Annotated in this window: 17 protein-coding genes and 1 riboswitch; of the genes, 7 read left to right on the top strand and 10 right to left on the bottom strand. The window is 49.8% G+C overall.

Annotation, left to right across the window (positions count from 1 at the left end; all coding sequences use genetic code 11):
* Nucleotides 1–141: 141 nt before the first annotated feature.
* Genes hemG through C942_RS18590 form a run of 3 tightly spaced genes read right to left on the bottom strand, consistent with a single transcriptional unit; the run spans nt 142 to nt 2,798 of the window.
* Nucleotides 142–666, bottom strand: a complete 525-nt coding sequence (gene hemG, locus C942_RS18580; RefSeq protein ID WP_007468648.1) for a menaquinone-dependent protoporphyrinogen IX dehydrogenase — start codon at nt 664–666, stop codon at nt 142–144.
* A gap of 9 nt (nt 667–675) precedes the next feature.
* A complete protein-coding gene (locus C942_RS18585) occupies nt 676–2,133 on the bottom strand; it encodes a TrkH family potassium uptake protein (RefSeq protein WP_007468650.1) in 1,458 nt (485 codons plus the stop codon).
* A gap of 44 nt (nt 2,134–2,177) precedes the next feature.
* Nucleotides 2,178–2,798, bottom strand: a complete 621-nt coding sequence (locus tag C942_RS18590; protein ID WP_007468652.1) for a YigZ family protein — start codon at nt 2,796–2,798, stop codon at nt 2,178–2,180.
* A 398-nt stretch (nt 2,799–3,196) separates the two neighbouring features.
* Between C942_RS18590 and fadB the strand changes: the two genes are divergently transcribed.
* The 3 genes from fadB (at nt 3,197) to acuI (ending at nt 7,749) form a co-directional block, all read left to right on the top strand.
* The gene (fadB, locus tag C942_RS18595; RefSeq protein ID WP_007468654.1) at nt 3,197–5,374 is read left to right on the top strand and encodes a fatty acid oxidation complex subunit alpha FadB; all 2,178 of its coding nucleotides are present in this window, start codon (nt 3,197–3,199) and stop codon (nt 5,372–5,374) included.
* A gap of 27 nt (nt 5,375–5,401) precedes the next feature.
* On the top strand, nt 5,402–6,568 hold the full coding sequence (fadA, locus tag C942_RS18600) for an acetyl-CoA C-acyltransferase FadA (RefSeq protein ID WP_007468656.1): 1,167 nt from the start codon (nt 5,402–5,404) through the stop codon (nt 6,566–6,568).
* Nucleotides 6,569–6,768: 200 nt separating this feature from the next.
* On the top strand, nt 6,769–7,749 hold the full coding sequence (acuI, locus tag C942_RS18605) for an acrylyl-CoA reductase (NADPH) (RefSeq protein WP_007468661.1): 981 nt from the start codon (nt 6,769–6,771) through the stop codon (nt 7,747–7,749).
* 136 nt (nt 7,750–7,885) lie between these two features.
* Here acuI and C942_RS18610 read toward each other — a convergent pair whose 3' ends face one another.
* Nucleotides 7,886–8,827 carry a LysR family transcriptional regulator gene (locus tag C942_RS18610; RefSeq protein ID WP_007468663.1) on the bottom strand — a complete coding sequence of 314 codons (942 nt, stop codon included), beginning with the start codon at nt 8,825–8,827 and terminating at the stop codon, nt 7,886–7,888.
* A 126-nt stretch (nt 8,828–8,953) separates the two neighbouring features.
* Nucleotides 8,954–9,136, bottom strand: a complete 183-nt coding sequence (locus tag C942_RS18615; RefSeq protein WP_036801139.1) for a hypothetical protein — start codon at nt 9,134–9,136, stop codon at nt 8,954–8,956.
* Between the two features lie 141 nt (nt 9,137–9,277).
* Between C942_RS18615 and tusA the strand changes: the two genes are divergently transcribed.
* Nucleotides 9,278–9,526 (top strand): sulfurtransferase TusA, encoded by a 249-nt coding sequence (tusA, locus tag C942_RS18620; RefSeq protein ID WP_036801125.1) that lies wholly within the window; start codon nt 9,278–9,280, stop codon nt 9,524–9,526.
* Between the two features lie 72 nt (nt 9,527–9,598).
* Here tusA and C942_RS18625 read toward each other — a convergent pair whose 3' ends face one another.
* From C942_RS18625 to C942_RS18635, 3 genes are all read right to left on the bottom strand, one after another.
* A complete protein-coding gene (locus C942_RS18625; RefSeq protein WP_007468669.1) occupies nt 9,599–9,859 on the bottom strand; it encodes a hypothetical protein in 261 nt (86 codons plus the stop codon).
* Between the two features lie 180 nt (nt 9,860–10,039).
* Nucleotides 10,040–10,597 carry a TMEM165/GDT1 family protein gene (locus tag C942_RS18630; protein ID WP_007468671.1) on the bottom strand — a complete coding sequence of 186 codons (558 nt, stop codon included), beginning with the start codon at nt 10,595–10,597 and terminating at the stop codon, nt 10,040–10,042.
* A gap of 94 nt (nt 10,598–10,691) precedes the next feature.
* A riboswitch (yybP-ykoY riboswitch) is annotated at nt 10,692–10,800 on the bottom strand.
* Between the two features lie 90 nt (nt 10,801–10,890).
* Nucleotides 10,891–11,592, bottom strand: a complete 702-nt coding sequence (locus C942_RS18635; RefSeq protein WP_157097582.1) for an OmpA family protein — start codon at nt 11,590–11,592, stop codon at nt 10,891–10,893.
* Between the two features lie 280 nt (nt 11,593–11,872).
* Here C942_RS18635 and glyQ point away from each other — a divergent pair, with 280 nt between their 5' ends.
* The 3 genes from glyQ to C942_RS18650 all read left to right on the top strand — a co-directional run bounded on the left by glyQ (nt 11,873) and on the right by C942_RS18650 (nt 16,594).
* On the top strand, nt 11,873–12,784 hold the full coding sequence (glyQ, locus tag C942_RS18640; RefSeq protein WP_007468675.1) for a glycine--tRNA ligase subunit alpha: 912 nt from the start codon (nt 11,873–11,875) through the stop codon (nt 12,782–12,784).
* A gap of 9 nt (nt 12,785–12,793) precedes the next feature.
* Entirely contained in the window at nt 12,794–14,866 is a 2,073-nt protein-coding gene (glyS, locus tag C942_RS18645; protein ID WP_007468677.1) for a glycine--tRNA ligase subunit beta, read from the top strand.
* A gap of 477 nt (nt 14,867–15,343) precedes the next feature.
* Nucleotides 15,344–16,594, top strand: a complete 1,251-nt coding sequence (locus tag C942_RS18650) for a valine--pyruvate transaminase (RefSeq protein WP_036801128.1) — start codon at nt 15,344–15,346, stop codon at nt 16,592–16,594.
* A gap of 211 nt (nt 16,595–16,805) precedes the next feature.
* Here the strand turns inward: C942_RS18650 and C942_RS18655 are convergent, their stop codons facing one another.
* Both C942_RS18655 and ibpA read right to left on the bottom strand, forming a co-directional pair.
* On the bottom strand, nt 16,806–17,195 hold the full coding sequence (locus tag C942_RS18655; RefSeq protein ID WP_007468681.1) for a hypothetical protein: 390 nt from the start codon (nt 17,193–17,195) through the stop codon (nt 16,806–16,808).
* A gap of 225 nt (nt 17,196–17,420) precedes the next feature.
* Nucleotides 17,421–17,858, bottom strand: coding sequence for a small heat shock chaperone IbpA (gene ibpA, locus C942_RS18660; RefSeq protein WP_007468683.1), 438 nt, complete (start codon nt 17,856–17,858; stop codon nt 17,421–17,423).
* Nucleotides 17,859–18,148 lie beyond the last annotated feature (290 nt).

Here is an 18,148-nt window from a genome sequence, read left to right on the forward strand (position 1 = left end):
TAGCGACATTCGCTGTCGTGTTCCGTGTCAGTGGGGTTGCATTATAGAGACTTCGATCACGTTGGCAAGAGGCTTTTTGCAAAAAAATCACAAAAAAAAGCCTTTCGAACAAAAAATAAACTAAAGCATCATAAATCGCACTTAAAACTGCCGAAACTGCCGTGCAAACAGGGAAACCTTATCCCAATCTGTGTATTCCACTTCTTTAGTCGGGTCAGTTTCTCCACCAGTTATCCGCATAATGAACTGAATCATCACCCGATCGAACCAACGATACTTCGGATATCGTAGTGCACCAGCAAACACCGCCTGCAATTTTGGCTGCCAAGGTGACTTTTTTAGGAAGGTCTTCATATAAGCGCTGGTTTCCGGCGTATTCTTACCTTCTTTACGGGCTGTCAGGTTCACGCAGAAAAAACCCACTTTATGTTTTTCCAGCGCAGGCCTGTGAAGACGAATAAATTCGTACAATTTTTTATTTAAATGCCCGTAACGGATGGATGCTCCGATCAATACGCGCTGGTAGTCAGCAAAATCAATCTCCGGCAGCGTATTTAAGTCTTTCAACTCACACTGACAGTCGGTACCCAATTGTTCCTCTATATAATGAAGGATTTTCACCGTCTGACCATCGGTGCTTGAATGAAGCAATAAAACCTTTTCCACGTCCTCTCCTTAGTTACGCCAGAATGTCGGCGTAAAGAGTACCAATAATGTAAATACTTCCAGACGACCAAACAGCATTGAGATAATCAATATCCATTTCGCCGGATCGTTAATCTCACCGAAGTGTACCGCGACCTCCCCCAATCCGGGACCGAGGTTATTCAACGTGGCCGCCACAGCAGAAAATGACGTCAATTCATCTAGGCCGGTCGCAATCAACGCCAGCATACAAATCACAAACACCAGGGCATAAGCAGAAAAGAAGCCCCATACCGCATCCACGACTCGTTGTGGCAGCGCTTTGTTACCGATTTTGATCGTATAAACCGCCCTTGGGTGAACAAGACGCTTAAGCTCCCGCACACCCTGTAATAAAAGCAGCAACATACGGATTACCTTGATGCCGCCACCGGTCGAACCGGCACAACCGCCCACAAAGGATGAAAACAGCAACAGTACCGGCAAAAACAGCGGCCATTCGGCAAAGCTGGTTGTCGTAAAGCCAGCTGTGGTTGAAATCGACACTGTCTGGAACAACGCCTGATCAAAAGCATCATAAAGAGAGTCATAGGAATGGTGCTTGAGCAGCAGGCTATAACAAATCAGCAGCAGGATCAGCTGGGTGGCTAGAAACGCCCGGAACTCAGGATCACGCCAATAAGTTCGCAAGTGCACCCCGCCATTGGCAAATGCCGCAAAATGCAACGAAAAGTTACAGCCGGAAATCAACAGGAACACCACGGTGATCATATTAATAGTGGGACTATCGAAATACCCCATACTGGCATCATGGGTTGAGAAGCCGCCGATCGCCACGGTAGAGAAGCTATGAGCGATAGCATCAAACACTGTCATTCCTGCCATCCAGAATGCCACCGCACAACTTACCGTCAGTGCCAGATAGATGTACCACAAGGTTTTTGCCGTTTCGGCAATTCGCGGTGTCATCTTGCTATCTTTAACCGGTCCGGGAATTTCCGCCCGGTACAGCTGCATACCACCGATACCCAGTACGGGCAGGATGGCGACCGCCAACACGATGATACCCATCCCGCCAAACCACTGCAGAAGCTGGCGATAGAACAAGATCGCCTTAGGCAAATCATCCAGCCCGACAATCACCGTCGCCCCGGTTGTCGTCAAGGCAGAAAACGATTCGAAAAAAGAATCCGTCACCGACATCACCGGGGTTTCAGACAAGATAAACGGCACGGCCCCGGCGCTGCCGATAACGGTCCAGAACAGGACAACGATCAAAAAGCCATCTCTGGCTTTGAGTTCACGGCGATAACGCCGGTTTGGCACCCACAGCAAAGCACCACCGGTAAAAAGAATAAGGAAGGTCACCACAAACGGGTAACCCGCACCGTCGCGGTAAATTAATGCCACCAGTGCCGGTGCCAGCATAGTGACACTGAACAGTGCGAGCAATAACCCGACAATTCTGATAATGGAACGAAATTGCATAGCCTTAGCCGGCTCTCATCCTGTTGTTATGATTATTTGAAGAATTACTGGGAGTTAAATACCGGAACAATACGGCCACCACTACGATTGGTCAGCTTAGCAATAAATTCCTCTGCGACCCGGCTATCAATCTCCACGGTCATCTCGACCTGGTTTCCGTAATCAGCACCCAGCTGAACCCCTGCATACTCGGCAAGCAACGACTCAACGAGTGACACCTGATTATATGCACAGCTCAGAGTAAGTTCCGAAGTTATTACTTTTTCTTTGGTTTGCAACACAGTTAATGCTTGCTGAACACCGCCACCATAGGCTTTCACCAAGCCACCTGTTCCCAACTTGATTCCACCGGAGTAACGGGTTACCACAGCCGTGATTTCACCGATACCGGAACCAGTCAGCTGGGCCAGAATCGGTTTTCCCGCGGTTCCCGACGGTTCGCCATCATCACTGAATCCCCATTTCATAGAATCTGTTGGTCGTCCGGCAACAAATGCCCAGCAGTTATGGCGGGCATCACTGTGTTTGGTTTTTATGTGCTGTACAAACGCCTTAGCCGCCTCGACCGACGGTGTATGAGCCAGATAAGTAATAAACCGACTCTTCTTTATTTCTTCTTCAAACGTCGCCATCTCGGCCGGAATGAAATACGGTTCAGATTCCATAATGATGATTCTATTAAGAAAACCAAAGACAATAGCTCAGGATAACACAGCGCACAGATGAGGCTTCAATCTCACCGTAAAAAAGCGAAGCAGCCCCACCGGCAAACGCATGACCAGCTCTTTGTCACCAGTATTACTACATTTTCGCAACATACAGACAAAGCCACCAACCAAAACCTAAGCCACTGATAAGCAATAAATTTAAAAGCAACCTTAATTCACCAACGCGACTTACTCATCTGTACAGCCCCCTTAATTCACAACAAAAAGTTAAACATTTGTTTAAAATAAGTGTTGTAATCGTTGCATAACAGGTTCAGACTAATCTTTAACCTGCTCAACAGGTCTAACCAGTTAAATCAAATTCGGCAAAGAACCGGTATTCACGGAGATAGAACATGATTTATCAAGGAGAAACCTTATCCGTCAGCTATCTGGAAGATGGCATTGCGGAGCTCAACCTCAACGCCCCGGGCGCCGTCAACAAGTTTGACCTTGCGACTCTGGAAAGCTTTAACGAAGCCCTGAATGCGCTCTACCAGCAAACCGACCTCAAAGGCCTGTTGCTGACATCAGATAAAGACGCATTTGTTGTCGGTGCTGATATCACTGAGTTTCTTGGCCTGTTTGCCAAACCTGCCGAAGAACTGTCTTACTGGCTGAGCCATGCCAACGACATCTTCAACAAATTAGAAGATCTCCCTGTTCCAACCCTTTCTGCCATCAACGGCCATGCCCTTGGCGGCGGATGTGAGTGTGTACTTGCTACCGACTTCCGCCTTGCCGATACCACAGCCCGCGTCGGACTGCCGGAAACCAAACTCGGTATCATGCCCGGATTCGGCGGAACCGTTCGCCTACCGCGACTGATCGGTGCCGATTCGGCGATGGAAATCATTACGGCGGGTAAAGATAAAAAAGCAGCAGATGCGCTCAAGTTAGGCCTGGTCGATGGCGTTGTTGCACCAGACAAGCTCAAAGACGCCGCCATTGCGATGCTAAAAGATGCCATCGATGGCAAGCTGGACTGGCACCACCGCCGAGAGCAAAAAAAAGCACCGTTACCACTGAATAAAATCGAAGCGACCATGAGCTTTACCACCGCCAAAGGCATGGTCAGCCAGATCGCCGGCCCTCACTACCCGGCTCCGATCACCTCGGTCATCACTATTGAAGAAGCTGCAACCCTTTCCCGTGATGAAGCACTGGCGGTAGAAAACAAGCACTTTACTAAACTAGCCAAAACGGATGTCGCCCAGGCGTTGGTCAGTATTTTCCTTAACGATCAGTACATCAAAGGCAAAGCGAAAAAAGCGGCCAAAGCAGGCAAAGCCACCAGCAAAGGGGCTGTACTGGGAGCCGGTATCATGGGCGGAGGCATTGCCTACCAGTCAGCCCTGAAAGGGGTGCCGGTTCTGATGAAAGATATCGCCGAGCCATCATTGGAGCTCGGTATGGGGGAAGCGGCCAAGCTGCTGAACAAACAACTTGAGCGTGGCCGCATCGATGGCCTGAAGATGGCCAAGGTACTGTCGGCTATTCAACCCAGCCTGCATTACGCCGGTATCGAGCAGACTGATGTCATTGTTGAGGCCGTGGTCGAAAATCCGAAAGTCAAAGCGGCGGTATTGTCGGAAGTAGAAGGTCTGGTCAGTGAGGACACAGTGCTCACCTCCAATACCTCAACAATCCCTATCAACCTGTTAGCCAAATCGCTCAATCGCCCGGAAAACTTCTGCGGCATGCACTTCTTCAACCCGGTACACCGCATGCCACTCGTTGAGATCATCCGCGGCGAACAGACCTCAGACGACACCATCAACCGCGTTGTCGCCTATGCCGCCAAAATGGGTAAATCCCCTATCGTGGTCAACGACTGTCCCGGCTTCTTTGTTAACCGCGTACTGTTCCCTTACTTTGCCGGTTTCAGCATGCTGATGCGTGATGGTGCCGACTTCAACAAAATTGACAAGGTGATGGAGAAACAGTTTGGCTGGCCGATGGGCCCGGCCTACCTGCTGGATGTGGTCGGCATTGATACCGCGCACCACGCCCAGGCTGTTATGGCCGAAGGTTTCCCGGAGCGCATGAGCAAAGACTATAAAGATGCTGTCGATGTGATGTTCGAAAGCCAACGTTTCGGGCAGAAAAATGGTAAAGGCTTCTACAACTATTCAGTCGACCGCAAAGGTAAGCCGAAAAAGAACGCCGATCCGGATGTTACCGACCTGCTTGCGCCGGTATCCGGTGAGGCCGTCGACTACAGCAGTGATGACATCATTGCCCGCATGATGGTGCCGATGATCAACGAAGTCGTTCGCTGCCTGGAAGAAGGTATTATCGCCAGCCCGGCAGAAGCAGACATGGCGCTGGTTTACGGCCTGGGCTTCCCTCCGTTCCGCGGCGGCGTGTTCCGTTACCTAGATACCTTGGGGCTGGCTAACTATGTAGCCATGGCAGATCAGTATGCCCAACTGGGCGCTGTCTATGAGGTTCCGACCGGCCTAAGGGAAAAGGCAGAAAAAGAGGAAACTTACTATCCGCTTCCTGCACAAAACACTCCGGACAAGGCTTAACCACCACTTAAGGATGAGGAACAAAAAATGAATAACGTTGTGATTGTTGATTGTATCCGTACCCCGATGGGTCGATCCAAAGGTGGTGCGTACCGTCATGTCCGATCAGAAGATCTGTCAGCTCATCTGATGAAAGGCCTGCTGGCACGAAACCCGCAGGTTGATCCGGCAACCATTGAAGATATCTACTGGGGCTGTGTACAGCAAACGTTAGAGCAAGGTTTTAACGTTGGCCGTAATGCCGCCCTACTTGCCGGCATTCCCCATACCGTCGGGGCAACCACAGTTAACCGCCTGTGCGGCTCCTCCATGCAGGCGCTGCATGATGCAGCCCGCGCCATTATGGTCGGCGATGCCGACACCTGCCTTATCGGGGGGGTCGAACATATGGGGCATGTGCCGATGAACCATGGTGTCGACTTCCATCCCGGTTTATCGAAGTCTGTCGCCAAAGCCGCCGGTATGATGGGGCTGACCGCCGAGATGCTGGGCCGACTGCACGGTATCAGCCGCGAAATGCAGGATGAGTTTGCTGCCCGCTCCCACCAGCGCGCCCATGCCGCCACGGTGGAAGGTCGCTTTACTCATGAAATCCTGCCAACCGAGGGCCATGACGAAGACGGTCGCCTTAAGCTGTTCGACTACGATGAGGTGATCCGCCCGGAAACCACGGTCGAGGCACTGTCAGGATTGCGTCCGGTCTTTGATCCGGCCAACGGCACAGTCACAGCCGGCAGTTCATCCGCTCTGTCTGATGGTGCCGCAGCCATGCTGGTCATGAGTGAAGCCAAAGCCAAGGAGCTGGGGCTGACGATCCGCGCCCGGGTGAAAGCAATGGCCATTGCCGGTTGTGATCCGTCAATTATGGGTTATGGCCCGGTACCGGCCACCCAGAAAGCCCTGAAGCGCGCCGGACTATCCATGGATAATATCGGCATGGTCGAACTCAACGAAGCCTTTGCCGCTCAGTCGCTGCCATGTGCCAAAGATTTAGGCTTGCTCGACAATGTTGACGATAAGGTCAACCTGAACGGCGGCGCCATTGCCCTTGGCCACCCGCTGGGTTGTTCCGGTGCACGGATCTCCACCACCCTGATCAACCTGATGGAACACAATGATGTCCAGTTTGGTCTGGCAACCATGTGTATTGGTCTCGGTCAGGGTATTGCGACCATTTTTGAGCGTGTCGAATAACCACCAGATAAGCCAAACAACAAGCCCGCTTCACGCGGGCTTTTCTTTTTCCTGCCCAATGATCGCAGTACAGCGCTTCTGTTTAACCCATGCTTGTGATGCATATATAAAATGATAAAGTTTCATTTTATTCATAGTCATATCAGGACTACACTCAATAGCCATCAACGCCCCCTTTTATTCAAATCCGGAGCATTCTTATGTTTAAGGCACTTGTTCTTAACCAAGAAGAGAAAAAAACCATCGCAGCTATCCAGCAAGTTGAAGAATCACAACTTCCTGAAGGTGATGTGCTTATTGATGTCGACTACTCGTCGCTGAACTTCAAGGATGGTTTGGCCATCACAGGTAAGGGCAAGATTGTCCGCCAGTTCCCAATGGTGCCAGGTATCGATCTGAGCGGTACCGTAACTGAATCAAGTGATGACCGCTACAAAGCCGGTGACAAAGTGGTTCTGACCGGCTGGGGTGTCGGTGAAGGCCACTGGGGCGGCATGGCTGAAAAAGCACGCCTGAAAGCAGACTGGCTGGTACCTCAGCCGGAAGGCCTGAGCGGTAAACAAGCAATGATGATCGGTACTGCCGGCCTGACAGCGATGCTGTGTGTTCAGGCGCTGGTCGATGCCGGTATCAAACCAGAACACGGCGAAGTACTGGTTACCGGTGCCAGCGGTGGTGTTGGCTCTGTTGCCGTTACCCTGCTTTCCCAGCTTGGTTATCAGGTAGCTGCCGTTACCGGCCGTGCTGAAGCCAATGGCGAATTACTGAAACAACTGGGTGCGGCCCGCATTATCGAGCGCAGTGAGTTTGAAGAACCTTCACGTCCGCTGGAAAAACAAATCTGGGCGGGTGCCGTAGATACAGTCGGCAGCAAGGTACTGGCGAAAGTACTGGCTCAGGTAGATTACAACGGCGCAGTTGCTGCTTGTGGCCTGGCTGGTGGTTTTGATCTGCCAACCACTGTAATGCCATTTATCCTGCGTAACGTAAGCCTGCTGGGTGTCGACTCAGTTATGTGCCCGTTTGAAAAACGTCAGCAAGCATGGAAACGTCTGAACGAACTACTACCAGCCAGCTTCTATGAGCAGGCATGCCGTGAAGTTCAGTTGGAAGAAGTTGCTGAGTGTGCAGAAGCTATCACTAACGGCCAGATCACCGGTCGTGTCGTGATTAAGCTATAAAGACCAGTTTTAAAACTAAACAACAGAGTTAGATATTGACTACCTTGGCCAGCTCCCCGCTGGCCTTTTTTCTAGCAGACTTTGCCCGCTCTCCCATAGTGACAACCACAAACTTCACTAATCAGCATCTTTGAAGTTACACCAAGCCCATATCGTGAATACGTTTATCGATCAGCTTACCGCACTCTTCCTGAATCAAATTCCGCAGCCAGATTTGCGAGGCCGAATGCTCACAGCGCGGGTGCCAGATCAGCGAATAATCAAACGGCTTGAACTCGAACGGCAACGGCTTCACCACCAAATCATGCTTGTCCGCAACCAGGTACGCTAAGTCAGCCGGAACGGTAATAATAAGCGGCATCTTATCAACAATTGCCAATGCCGCTTCCAGGTGATAGGCCCGCAATACCATTTTGCGCTGGGAGTACCCACGCAAGGCTTCATCAATTAACGACTTCACCCCATCACTGATCGCTATCATCGCATGGGGAAATGTCAGGTAATCCTCTAACGAAAGTTCTTTATCAGCCAGCGGATGCTGCTTCGACAACATGCAAAACACACTCACCAGCCCGAGCTTGTCACGACGCAACGGCTCAATCGGCCCGGTCGGCCGACAGATCGCCATATCGCAACCGTCAGTTGTAAGCTGGTTCAGTAAGTGATCATGTTGAAGCGGCGGGAACTCCAGCGAAATATTCGGCGCTTCTTCATAGATACGCGGCAAGGCAAACGGCAGGATGGTTTGCATCGCGTAGTCGGTAGTGGCAATAACAAAGTGTTGTTCACACCGCGCCGGATCGAAATCAGCGGGCGTGAGTAAAATACGCATCGCTTCCAACGGCACGTTCAGTGCTTCATTTAGCTCCAGTGCTCTTTGTGTCGGTAACAGTCGCTGGCCCTGGCGGGTAAATAAAGGATCACCAAGCAAATCGCGCAAACGCCCCAATACCCGGCTCATCGCCGACTGGCTCAGGTTTAGCCTGACAGCCGCCCGGCTGACGCTGCCTTCTTCCAGTAACACTTTCAGTGCCACCAGCAGGTTTAAATCACGGCGGTAAACTTCTTCTAGTTCCATTTCGCTCTGACCTTGCTTCGGTAACCCAATAAATAAGGAAGAGTATTATGGAACGACCAATAAAAAAAATCCCGCTCTATCAGCGGGGAAGCCCAAGAAAACCGGGAGTGAGATATGATGCGCACATTAGTGTTCTTCTTCTTCAAGCTCAGGTGAGTTGGTGAGTTCAAACCAGAGTCCTAGTGCAGAAGCAACCAAGGCAGCCAAAGCAAAAATACTGGTTTGATCCGGACTTCGAATCACCAAAGAGCAAAAGGTAATAAAGCACAACACACTATAAACAGCTAAGCGATCCATCTGAGTCAACATCATGCACCCTCCTAATCCTTTAGAAGACAACGTTAATGACTTGTTAAATACGTTACACAATTAATTGTGATTTGCCAAGCCTTATTGATTAATTCTTATCCATAAGTATGATCGGAAGCTTCGCAACAACACGTATATGCTATGACTGCTACATTTGAAAACGCGACTCATATTCTCGAAGCCGAAGGCCTGCGCTGCCCGGAGCCAGTTATGATGGTCCGTAAAACAGTAAGAAAAATGGCCGAAGGCGACACGCTTTTGATCACAGCAGATGACCCGTCAACAACCCGGGATATTCCGAGTTTTTGCCGATTCATGGATCACACCCTGCTTGCCGCAGAAACCGATAACCTTCCATATCGGTACTTAATCCAAAAAGGCGCAAATTAAAAAAGGCAGCTCAGAGAGCTGCCTTTTACATATTCGGTATTATTTATCTTTTTGACTAACTGCAATCAATCCCTATTGCTGAGATTCATAACTGTCACGCAATGCCTTGTTGGCCTTTTCCAGCTCATGGCGCAATTCGCGGATTTCCTTTTTCATCGGCAGCACATAGCGCAACCTGACCAGAGCATCAACGGATAAGTAGGTTGTCACAATCGCCCCTACCACCATAGGGACCCACATATCGGTTAACACCATTCCCAAAATATTGAGGGCCAGAGCAAGGTTAAACAACCAGAACTGGCTTCGCGGCGAAATAGCGAGAAAACGGTCCATACTCCCTCCTACTACCGTTCACCTTAACTTCACCATACCATGGCATTTAATTGCACACTGCTGCCAATATCACAGTTCAATCTCTTGTTACCGGACTGTCATGAACAAACAATAACGGGATGTTTCATGTGAAACATCCCGACATATTAAGGGAATAAAAACCGGGAGTTAGTCGCAGGCTTAAAGACCAAATGCAGCCGCCACAGCCAGTGCAACAAACAATGCAGCAGTCACTTTACGGATAAGTCCAAGCGGCATTTTGTCGGCTGATAATTTCCCGATCAGTACTACAGGAACATTCGCCAACAGCATTCCGATCGTTGTACCCATCACCACCAACAACAAGCCGTCATGGAATTTGGCACCCAGTACCGTTGTGGCAACCTGCGTCTTATCGCCGATTTCAGCAATAAAGAAAGCAATAAAGCTGGCGATAAACGGCCCGCGATTGGAAATCTGCTCATCATCATCCATCTTGTCCGGGATCAGGATCCACCCAGCCATCAAGACAAAACTGACTATCAGCACCCACTTCAATACTTCAGGTGAAAGGAAATCGGCCACCACCACACCCAGCCAGGCAGCGAGGGCGTGGTTGGCTATCGTTGCCAGGAAAATCGCCAAAATGATAGGAACAGGTTTGCGATAACGACTGGCCAGCAACAAAGATAAGAGTTGGGTTTTATCCCCGATTTCAGCAAGGGCTACGGTAGTAATAGATACGGCTAGAATACTCACGACATGCTCTTTGGGGCGAGGATTGGTATTTAACAACCACGGACAAACGCACATGCCCCACCCCGGTTCATGCTGGTTTGCCTATGGTCTCGCCAAACTCACTCGTAGGGAAAATGTGAGTCACAATCGCCATGAAGATTTTGCTTCAATTATGTTGACGATGGTCTCGATAGATCGAGAGGCTACTCCCCAAAGGAAACAGGATAATAACCAGCATCGATGACAGGATCAAGCAGAGAGAATAAACAGGAATGATGACGGGCTGCCGACTTGTCGGCGGCAGCCCGGGAAAGTTATGACAGCGGAGACAGAACAATCTCAACACGGCGGTTTTCCGCACGGCCCTGTTTAGTGCTGTTCGTCGCAATCGGATGTGATTCACCCATCCCCTTCGCCACAACACGATTCGCCGTTACACCTTCGCGGATCAGGTAATTGCTCACCTCACTGGCACGAACCTGAGACAGGCGCAGATTGTAAGACTCAGAGCCAGAGCTATCCGTAAAGCCATACACATTCAGAACAGTCTTGTCGTACTCTTTCGCTACCAGCGCTACATTGTGAAGCGCCTGCATTGCACGTGGGTTAAGTTCGGTTTTATCGAACTCAAAAGTGATCGCATTTGGCATATTCAGCACAATGTTGTCGCCGTCACGGGTAACACTGATACCAGTTGATTGCAGTTGCTGACGCAGTTCTGCTTCCTGTACATCCATGTAATAGCCGATACCACCACCCAGTGCAGCACCGGACGCCGCACCAATCAGCGCGCCTTTACCACGGTCACTCTTACTTGAAGAAGCCACACCAATTGCAGCCCCCGCCACTGCACCAAGCAGCGCACCACTGGTTGCCTTGGCAGTCTGAGATTCACCGGAATAAGGATTCACAGTACTACAGCCTGCTGCTGCAACAGCTGTTGCCGTAGCAAAAATTACATTTCGCACCCATTTGGTAGCGACCAATGAAGAATTGAAGTCCATCGTCTTGTCCATTAGTTCTCGATTTATTATCGATGTGATTGTATTCCCCGCCAGCATTTGACGAGCTATAAAACGAAAGCCCGGCCATTGTATCGGGCCTTCAGGAAGGTATATCAGAACAGTGTAAAATTATCATTACCGTTGTGAATCCTGCCATTGACCAACTAATTTAACCAATTTGCCCAAAGATGGCCAAAAAACATGCAACAGCCCTACTCGGGCCTTGCCATGCAAGGTATACTGGATTGTTACTAAAAAATTCTTTTAATCCACTAATCTCGCGAAGCTGACAATGCAGAAATACGATATTAAAACCTTTCAGGGCATGATCCTCGCGCTGCAGGATTACTGGGGCCAGCAGGGTTGTACCATTGTACAACCATTGGACATGGAAGTTGGTGCAGGTACCTCTCACCCAATGACCTGTCTGCGTGCTCTGGGTCCAGAACCAATTGCAGCAGCGTATGTACAACCATCTCGCCGCCCGACTGATGGCCGTTACGGTGAAAACCCTAACCGTCTTCAGCACTACTACCAGTTCCAGGTGATCATCAAGCCTTCACCGGACAACATCCAGGAACTATACCTGGGTTCACTGGAAGCACTGGGTATCGACACTCAAGTGCACGACATTCGTTTTGTTGAGGACAACTGGGAAAACCCGACTCTGGGTGCCTGGGGTCTTGGCTGGGAAGTATGGCTGAACGGCATGGAAGTAACTCAGTTTACTTACTTCCAGCAGGTTGGTGGTCTTGAATGTAAACCAGTTACCGGCGAAATCACTTACGGTATTGAACGTCTGGCGATGTACATCCAGGGCGTTGACTCTGTTTATGATCTGGTTTGGACTGACGGCCCGCTAGGCAAAGTAACCTACGGCGATATCTTCCACCAGAACGAAGTGGAACAGTCAACTTACAACTTCGAACACGCAGACGTAGACTTCCTGTTCACCTTCTTCGACCAGTGCGAGAAGGAAAGCCAGGAACTGCTGGCTCTGGAAAATCCACTGCCACTGCCAGCCTACGAGCGTATTCTGAAAGCTGGCCATGCCTTCAACCTGCTTGATGCACGTAAAGCGATCTCGGTTACCGAGCGTCAGCGTTACATCCTGCGTATTCGTAACCTGACTAAGCAGGTTGCAGAAGCTTACTACGCATCTCGTGAAGCCCTGGGCTTCCCTATGTGCAAAAAAGACAAGTAAGGGCATCGCATGACCGAGAAGAATTTTCTTATTGAGCTGGGTACGGAAGAGCTGCCACCAAAAGCACTTCGTACCCTTGCTGAAGCTTTTGCAGCAAACTTCGAAGCTGAACTGAAAACCGCAGATCTGGCACACCAGGGTGTTAAATGGTTTGCGGCACCTCGCCGTCTGGCACTGAAAGTATCCGCACTGGCTGAAGGCCAGGCCGATAAAGTGGTTGAGAAGCGTGGTCCAGCTGTAGCTGTTGCATTTGATGCAGACGGTAACCCGACCAAAGCCGCTCAAGGCTGGGCTCGTGGTAACGGCATCACAGTTGATCAGGCAGACCGCCTGAAAACTGACAAAGGCGAATGGCTGCTGTACAAACAAGAAGTGAAAGGTCAGCCAGCACAAGCACTGCTTTGTGATCTGGTTGCAGCTGCACTTGCTAAGCTGCCAATTCCTAAGCCAATGCGCTGGGGCGACAAAGATACTCAGTTTATCCGTCCGGTTAAAACCGTAACTATGCTGCTGGGTGACGAACTGATCCCGGGTAGTATCCTGGGTGTGGAATCTGCACGCACTATCCGCGGCCACCGTTTCATGGGCGAACCTGAGTTCACTATCGTCAATGCCGACCAGTACCCTGCGCTTCTTGAAGAGCGTGGCAAAGTAATGGCGGACTACGAAGCTCGTAAAGCAATCATTCTTGCTGACGCTCAAAAAGCAGCTCAAGAAGTTGGTGGTATCGCAGATCTTGAAGACGAGCTGGTTGAAGAAGTCACGTCTCTGGTTGAATGGCCGGTAGTACTGACCGCATCATTCGAAGAAGAGTTCCTGAACGTACCTTCTGAAGCTCTGGTTTACACAATGAAAGGCGACCAGAAGTACTTCCCTGTTTACGATGCTGAAGGCAACCTGGTTCCTAAGTTCATCTTCGTATCTAACATCGTGTCTAAAGACCCACGTCAGATCATCGAAGGTAACGAGAAAGTGGTTCGCCCTCGTCTGGCTGATGCTGAGTTCTTCTTCAACACCGACCGCAAGCGTCCGTTGGTTGAGCGCCTACCTGAGCTAGAAACTGTTCTGTTCCAGAAGCAACTGGGTACGCTGCGTGACAAGACAGATCGCATCACTGCGATGTCCGGTTACATTGCCGAGCTGATCGGTGCCAACGTTGAGCACGCTGAGCGTGCTGGCCTGCTTTCTAAGTGTGACCTGATGACCTCAATGGTATTCGAATTCACTGACACCCAGGGTGTGATGGGCATGCACTACGCACGTCTGGACGGTGAACACGAAGATGTTGCTGTTGCCCTGAACGAGCAGTACATGCCTCGTTTCGCCGGTGACGAGCTGCCATCATCTGACGTTGCTGCGACTGTTGCCCTGGCTGACAAGATTGATACCCTGGTTGGTATCTTCGGAATCGGCCAGCATCCGAAAGGTGCTAACGACCCGTTTGCCCTTCGCCGTGCAGCACTGGGTGCCCTGCGTATCATCGTAGAGAAAGGCTACAACCTGGATCTAGTTGCTCTGATCAACAAAGCGAAAGAACTGTTCGGTGCCAAGCTGACTAACCAAAACGTAGATGCAGACGTGATTGATTTCATGCTGGGTCGTTTCCGTGCATGGTACCAGGACGAAGGCCACAGCGTTGACGCGATCCAAGCGGTACTGGCACGTCGTCCGACTCAACCTTCTGACTTCGACAAGCGAGTGAAAGCAGTAACTCACTTCCGTGGTCTGGAAGCAGCTGAGTCACTGGCAGCAGCGAACAAGCGTGTAGGTAATATCCTGGCGAAATTCGACGGTGAACTTCCTGCGTCTATCGACAGCAACCTGCTGGCTGAAGATGCAGAGAAAGCTCTGGCAGAAAAAGTAGAAGCTATGGTGGCTGCTCTGGCCCCTGTTTTTGCTGAAGGTAACTACCAACAGGCTCTGTCTGAACTGGCTACCCTGCGTGAAACTGTCGATGCGTTCTTCGACAACGTAATGGTAATGGCTGAAGACGAGAAGCTGAAAGTGAACCGTCTGGCAATGCTGAACCTACTACGTAACCAGTTCCTGAAAGTGGCTGATATTTCTCTACTACAGAAATAATCACCGAACTTCAGTATCCAACCCCATGCCTGTGGCATGGGGTTTTTTATATCTGTCTTCACAACTCCACTTCGCTTCCCGCAAACCTCAATCCCCCAACCTTTAACTGACTCAACTCATCCGGCACAAATGAGTTTCAACATGAGGCAGAGATATAAGCAAAACAGCTTGTTTCATTGCTCACTCATTTTTCCCCCAAGGTAAAATTCGTCTTCCTAGGTTTCACGTGAAACAGCTATGAAGGGAATAAGGCGAAAACAATTAAGCCCGAAAAATAGACGGCTCCAGGTCATCCCTTTCCTCTATCCTGACGGGCCTTTCCCGCCTGAGACATCAGCCTCTGAAATCAAACGAACACCGGCTTATTTCTGATCCTTTCCCTCTCAGGCTCGATGAGGTATGTTGACTGATGAACATGACGTATACAGTAGAAGTATCATAATAGATAAGAGCGATAGACTGAGGTCGGAAGTAAAAATGGAGTTTTCTAGATTCGGAGATAAGTTCGCCCGTTATTCGGGGATCACCCAACTAATGGACGATTTAAACGATGGCTTACGCAACCCGGATGCCATCATGCTCGGCGGCGGCAATCCGGCACAAATCCCGGCAATGGTTGAATACTTCAACCAGCTCTGCGTGCAAATGACAGCCAGCGGCGAGCTGACCGCCGCCCTGACAAATTATGACGGCCCGCAAGGTAAGAATGTATTTCTTCATGCCCTCGCCCAACTGCTCCGTACCACCTATGGCTGGGATATCACCGCCAAAAACATCGTCCTGACTAACGGTAGCCAGAGTGCCTTCTTCAACCTGTTCAACCTGCTAGCCGGCACTTACCCGGATGGCAGCAAAAAGAAAATTCTGCTACCGCTGGCACCGGAATATATCGGTTACAGTGACTCGGGCCTGGAGCCGGATATGTTTGTATCCTTCCGCCCTGAGATCACCCTGCTTGATGATGGCCTGTTTAAATACCATGTCGACTTCAGTCAACTTGTAGTCGATGACAGCATCGGCGCAATCTGTGCTTCACGCCCGACTAATCCGACCGGCAATGTCCTCACCAATGAGGAAATCAAACACCTTGACGTACTGGCTCGTGAACACGATATCCCATTAATCATTGATAATGCCTATGGCATGCCTTTCCCCGACATCATCTTTGAAGATGTCACCCCATTCTGGAATGACAACACTATTCTTTGCATGAGCCTGTCCAAACTTGGCTTGCCTGGTGTGCGTTGCGGCATCGTAATCGCCAGTGAAGAAATTGCCACTGCGATAGCTAACATGAACGGCGTACTCAGCCTTGCCCCTGGTAGTGTCGGTCCGGCAATAGCAAACAAAATGATTGAGAATCAGGATCTGCTAAAACTCAGCGAACAGACCATCAAGCCATTTTATCTTCGCAAATCCCAATATGCCGTCGAGTTACTACAAGATGCCATTAAGGATGAACGGTTCAGGATCCACAAACCGGAAGGCGCAATGTTCCTTTGGTTATGGTTTAAAGACCTGCCAATCACTACCATGGAACTGTATCAACGGCTCAAGGCCCGTGGGGTGCTTATCGTTCCTGGTGAATACTTCTTTATCGGTCTTGATGGCGACTGGAGCCATGCCCACGAATGTTTGCGGATGAACTACGTCCAGAACGATGATGACATGAAGCGCGGTATTGCCATCATTGCTGAAGAAGTTGAAAAAGCCTACCAACAGGTTTAACCCCTACAACCAACAAAGCTGCCAACTCGGCAGCTTTGTTTTAAGCAAGAAGATCGCCCCCGCTCTTCATTCCTAATTGCCCTACCCATAAATAATTAAGAACGCCCTCTCCTAGTTACCGCTACAAACAAGACCAATAAACCAAATCACAGCTATCACCCATACCCACAATTTAAATCTGGCCTGCATGTCAGCTAATAACATCCATTACTTACTCGGCTGCGGCAAGATAAGTCATGACGTTTAACGCACCATTTAGCTCTCCCATTCGCTTCAGGTAATCAGCATGAACTTTTACCTGGTGGCGATGGTGGCCTCCAGCCTCAAAGGTCAGGTTAAACACAATATCAAATGACGAGAACCACAGTAGCTTGAGATCGTCAGGCAACTCCTCTGCGGCCACCAGCAAAGACTCGAGTTCTTCTTCTATTGAGGCAAACTCATCACTGGCAGGCTCAACAGAAAGCTGAAACAGATGCTCATCCAGCCAACCGCAATGGAGAATCCGCACCTGGTCCTGAAGGGTGGCGGCCAGTGGGGATATATCCTGCCGGGAATACAAATCTAGATCGATACTGACATAACGGGTAATGGTCGACATAGCTCCCCTCTCCAAATTCGGACAAGCAACGCTGTTTCACGTGAAACAGCCGCCTCTTGCTAAATCAATAATAAGGCGCGCTGGGATCAAACATAAGCATAGCGGGTAAACAAACAGGCAAGTGAATCAACTCATGGACAAAGGACCATAACGTGAGCTCATCAAAATTCAGACATAAAAAAGGCCAGCCGAAGCTGACCTTTCACACCTTATCCGAACTCTGCGTTATTCGGTTTCAATTAAACGCTGACCGTTAATCGCAATCTTACGTGGCTTCTGCTCTTCCGGGATCTCTCGTTCAAGATCGATATGCAGCAGACCATTTTCCATCTCGGCACCAACAACTTTAACGTAATCAGCCAACTGGAACTTGCGCTCGAAGTCGCGCTCAGCAATACCCTGGTACAGGTACTGAGCTTCTTCTTTAGTATTCTCACGAGTACCGCGAACAATCAGTTTGTTTTGCTGCTGGGTGATATCCAGTTGCTCTTCAGCAAAGCCGGCCACCGCCATGGTGATGCGGTAATGATGCTCATCCTGCTGTTCGATGTTGTATGGAGGGTAACCCGCATTTGCGTTAGTTACACTTTTCTCCATCTGGTTGAACAGACGATCAAAGCCAATAGCAGAACGGTATAAAGGAGTGAAATCAAGGTTACGCATAATAATATCCTTCTCTTGAAGCAATAAACATATAACGATAATGAATTGTCTGAAGTGGTTTTCCGCCTCGGGACAAACCGTTTGTCGGCCCAACTTTTGGCACCGACCTCTTCATAATTAGATATAGGGATGAGCCAAAACTTTTCCAACCCCTGACCGCAAAATTTTTATCTTCTCTCCCAACAGGTGAAAAACACGCTCAGACTCCCCTCTCCGTCTTCAAAAAACAACAACCAGTTAGCGTAATAAAAGACACAACAAAAAAGCAGAAAGAAAGAGAGACACTAAAC

The sequence above is a fragment of the Photobacterium marinum genome (assembly GCF_000331515.1).
Classification (GTDB): domain Bacteria; phylum Pseudomonadota; class Gammaproteobacteria; order Enterobacterales; family Vibrionaceae; genus Photobacterium; species Photobacterium marinum.

Bases quoted from the DNA above. Each gene is read 5' to 3' on its own strand.
- C942_RS18585 (WP_007468650.1), bottom strand. From the start codon at position 2,133: ATGCAATTTCGTTCCATTATCAGAATTGTCGGGTTATTGCTCGCACTG.
- C942_RS18590 (WP_007468652.1), bottom strand. From the start codon at position 2,798: ATGGAATCTGAACCGTATTTCATTCCGGCCGAGATGGCGACGTTTGAA.
- fadB (WP_007468654.1), top strand. From the start codon at position 3,197: ATGATTTATCAAGGAGAAACCTTATCCGTCAGCTATCTGGAAGATGGC.
- fadA (WP_007468656.1), top strand. From the start codon at position 5,402: ATGAATAACGTTGTGATTGTTGATTGTATCCGTACCCCGATGGGTCGA.
- acuI (WP_007468661.1), top strand. From the start codon at position 6,769: ATGTTTAAGGCACTTGTTCTTAACCAAGAAGAGAAAAAAACCATCGCA.
- C942_RS18610 (WP_007468663.1), bottom strand. From the start codon at position 8,827: ATGGAACTAGAAGAAGTTTACCGCCGTGATTTAAACCTGCTGGTGGCA.
- C942_RS18615 (WP_036801139.1), bottom strand. From the start codon at position 9,136: ATGTTGACTCAGATGGATCGCTTAGCTGTTTATAGTGTGTTGTGCTTT.
- tusA (WP_036801125.1), top strand. From the start codon at position 9,278: ATGACTGCTACATTTGAAAACGCGACTCATATTCTCGAAGCCGAAGGC.
- C942_RS18625 (WP_007468669.1), bottom strand. From the start codon at position 9,859: ATGGACCGTTTTCTCGCTATTTCGCCGCGAAGCCAGTTCTGGTTGTTT.
- C942_RS18635 (WP_157097582.1), bottom strand. From the start codon at position 11,592: ATGGACAAGACGATGGACTTCAATTCTTCATTGGTCGCTACCAAATGG.
- glyQ (WP_007468675.1), top strand. From the start codon at position 11,873: ATGCAGAAATACGATATTAAAACCTTTCAGGGCATGATCCTCGCGCTG.
- glyS (WP_007468677.1), top strand. From the start codon at position 12,794: ATGACCGAGAAGAATTTTCTTATTGAGCTGGGTACGGAAGAGCTGCCA.
- C942_RS18650 (WP_036801128.1), top strand. From the start codon at position 15,344: ATGGAGTTTTCTAGATTCGGAGATAAGTTCGCCCGTTATTCGGGGATC.
- C942_RS18655 (WP_007468681.1), bottom strand. From the start codon at position 17,195: ATGTCGACCATTACCCGTTATGTCAGTATCGATCTAGATTTGTATTCC.
- ibpA (WP_007468683.1), bottom strand. From the start codon at position 17,858: ATGCGTAACCTTGATTTCACTCCTTTATACCGTTCTGCTATTGGCTTT.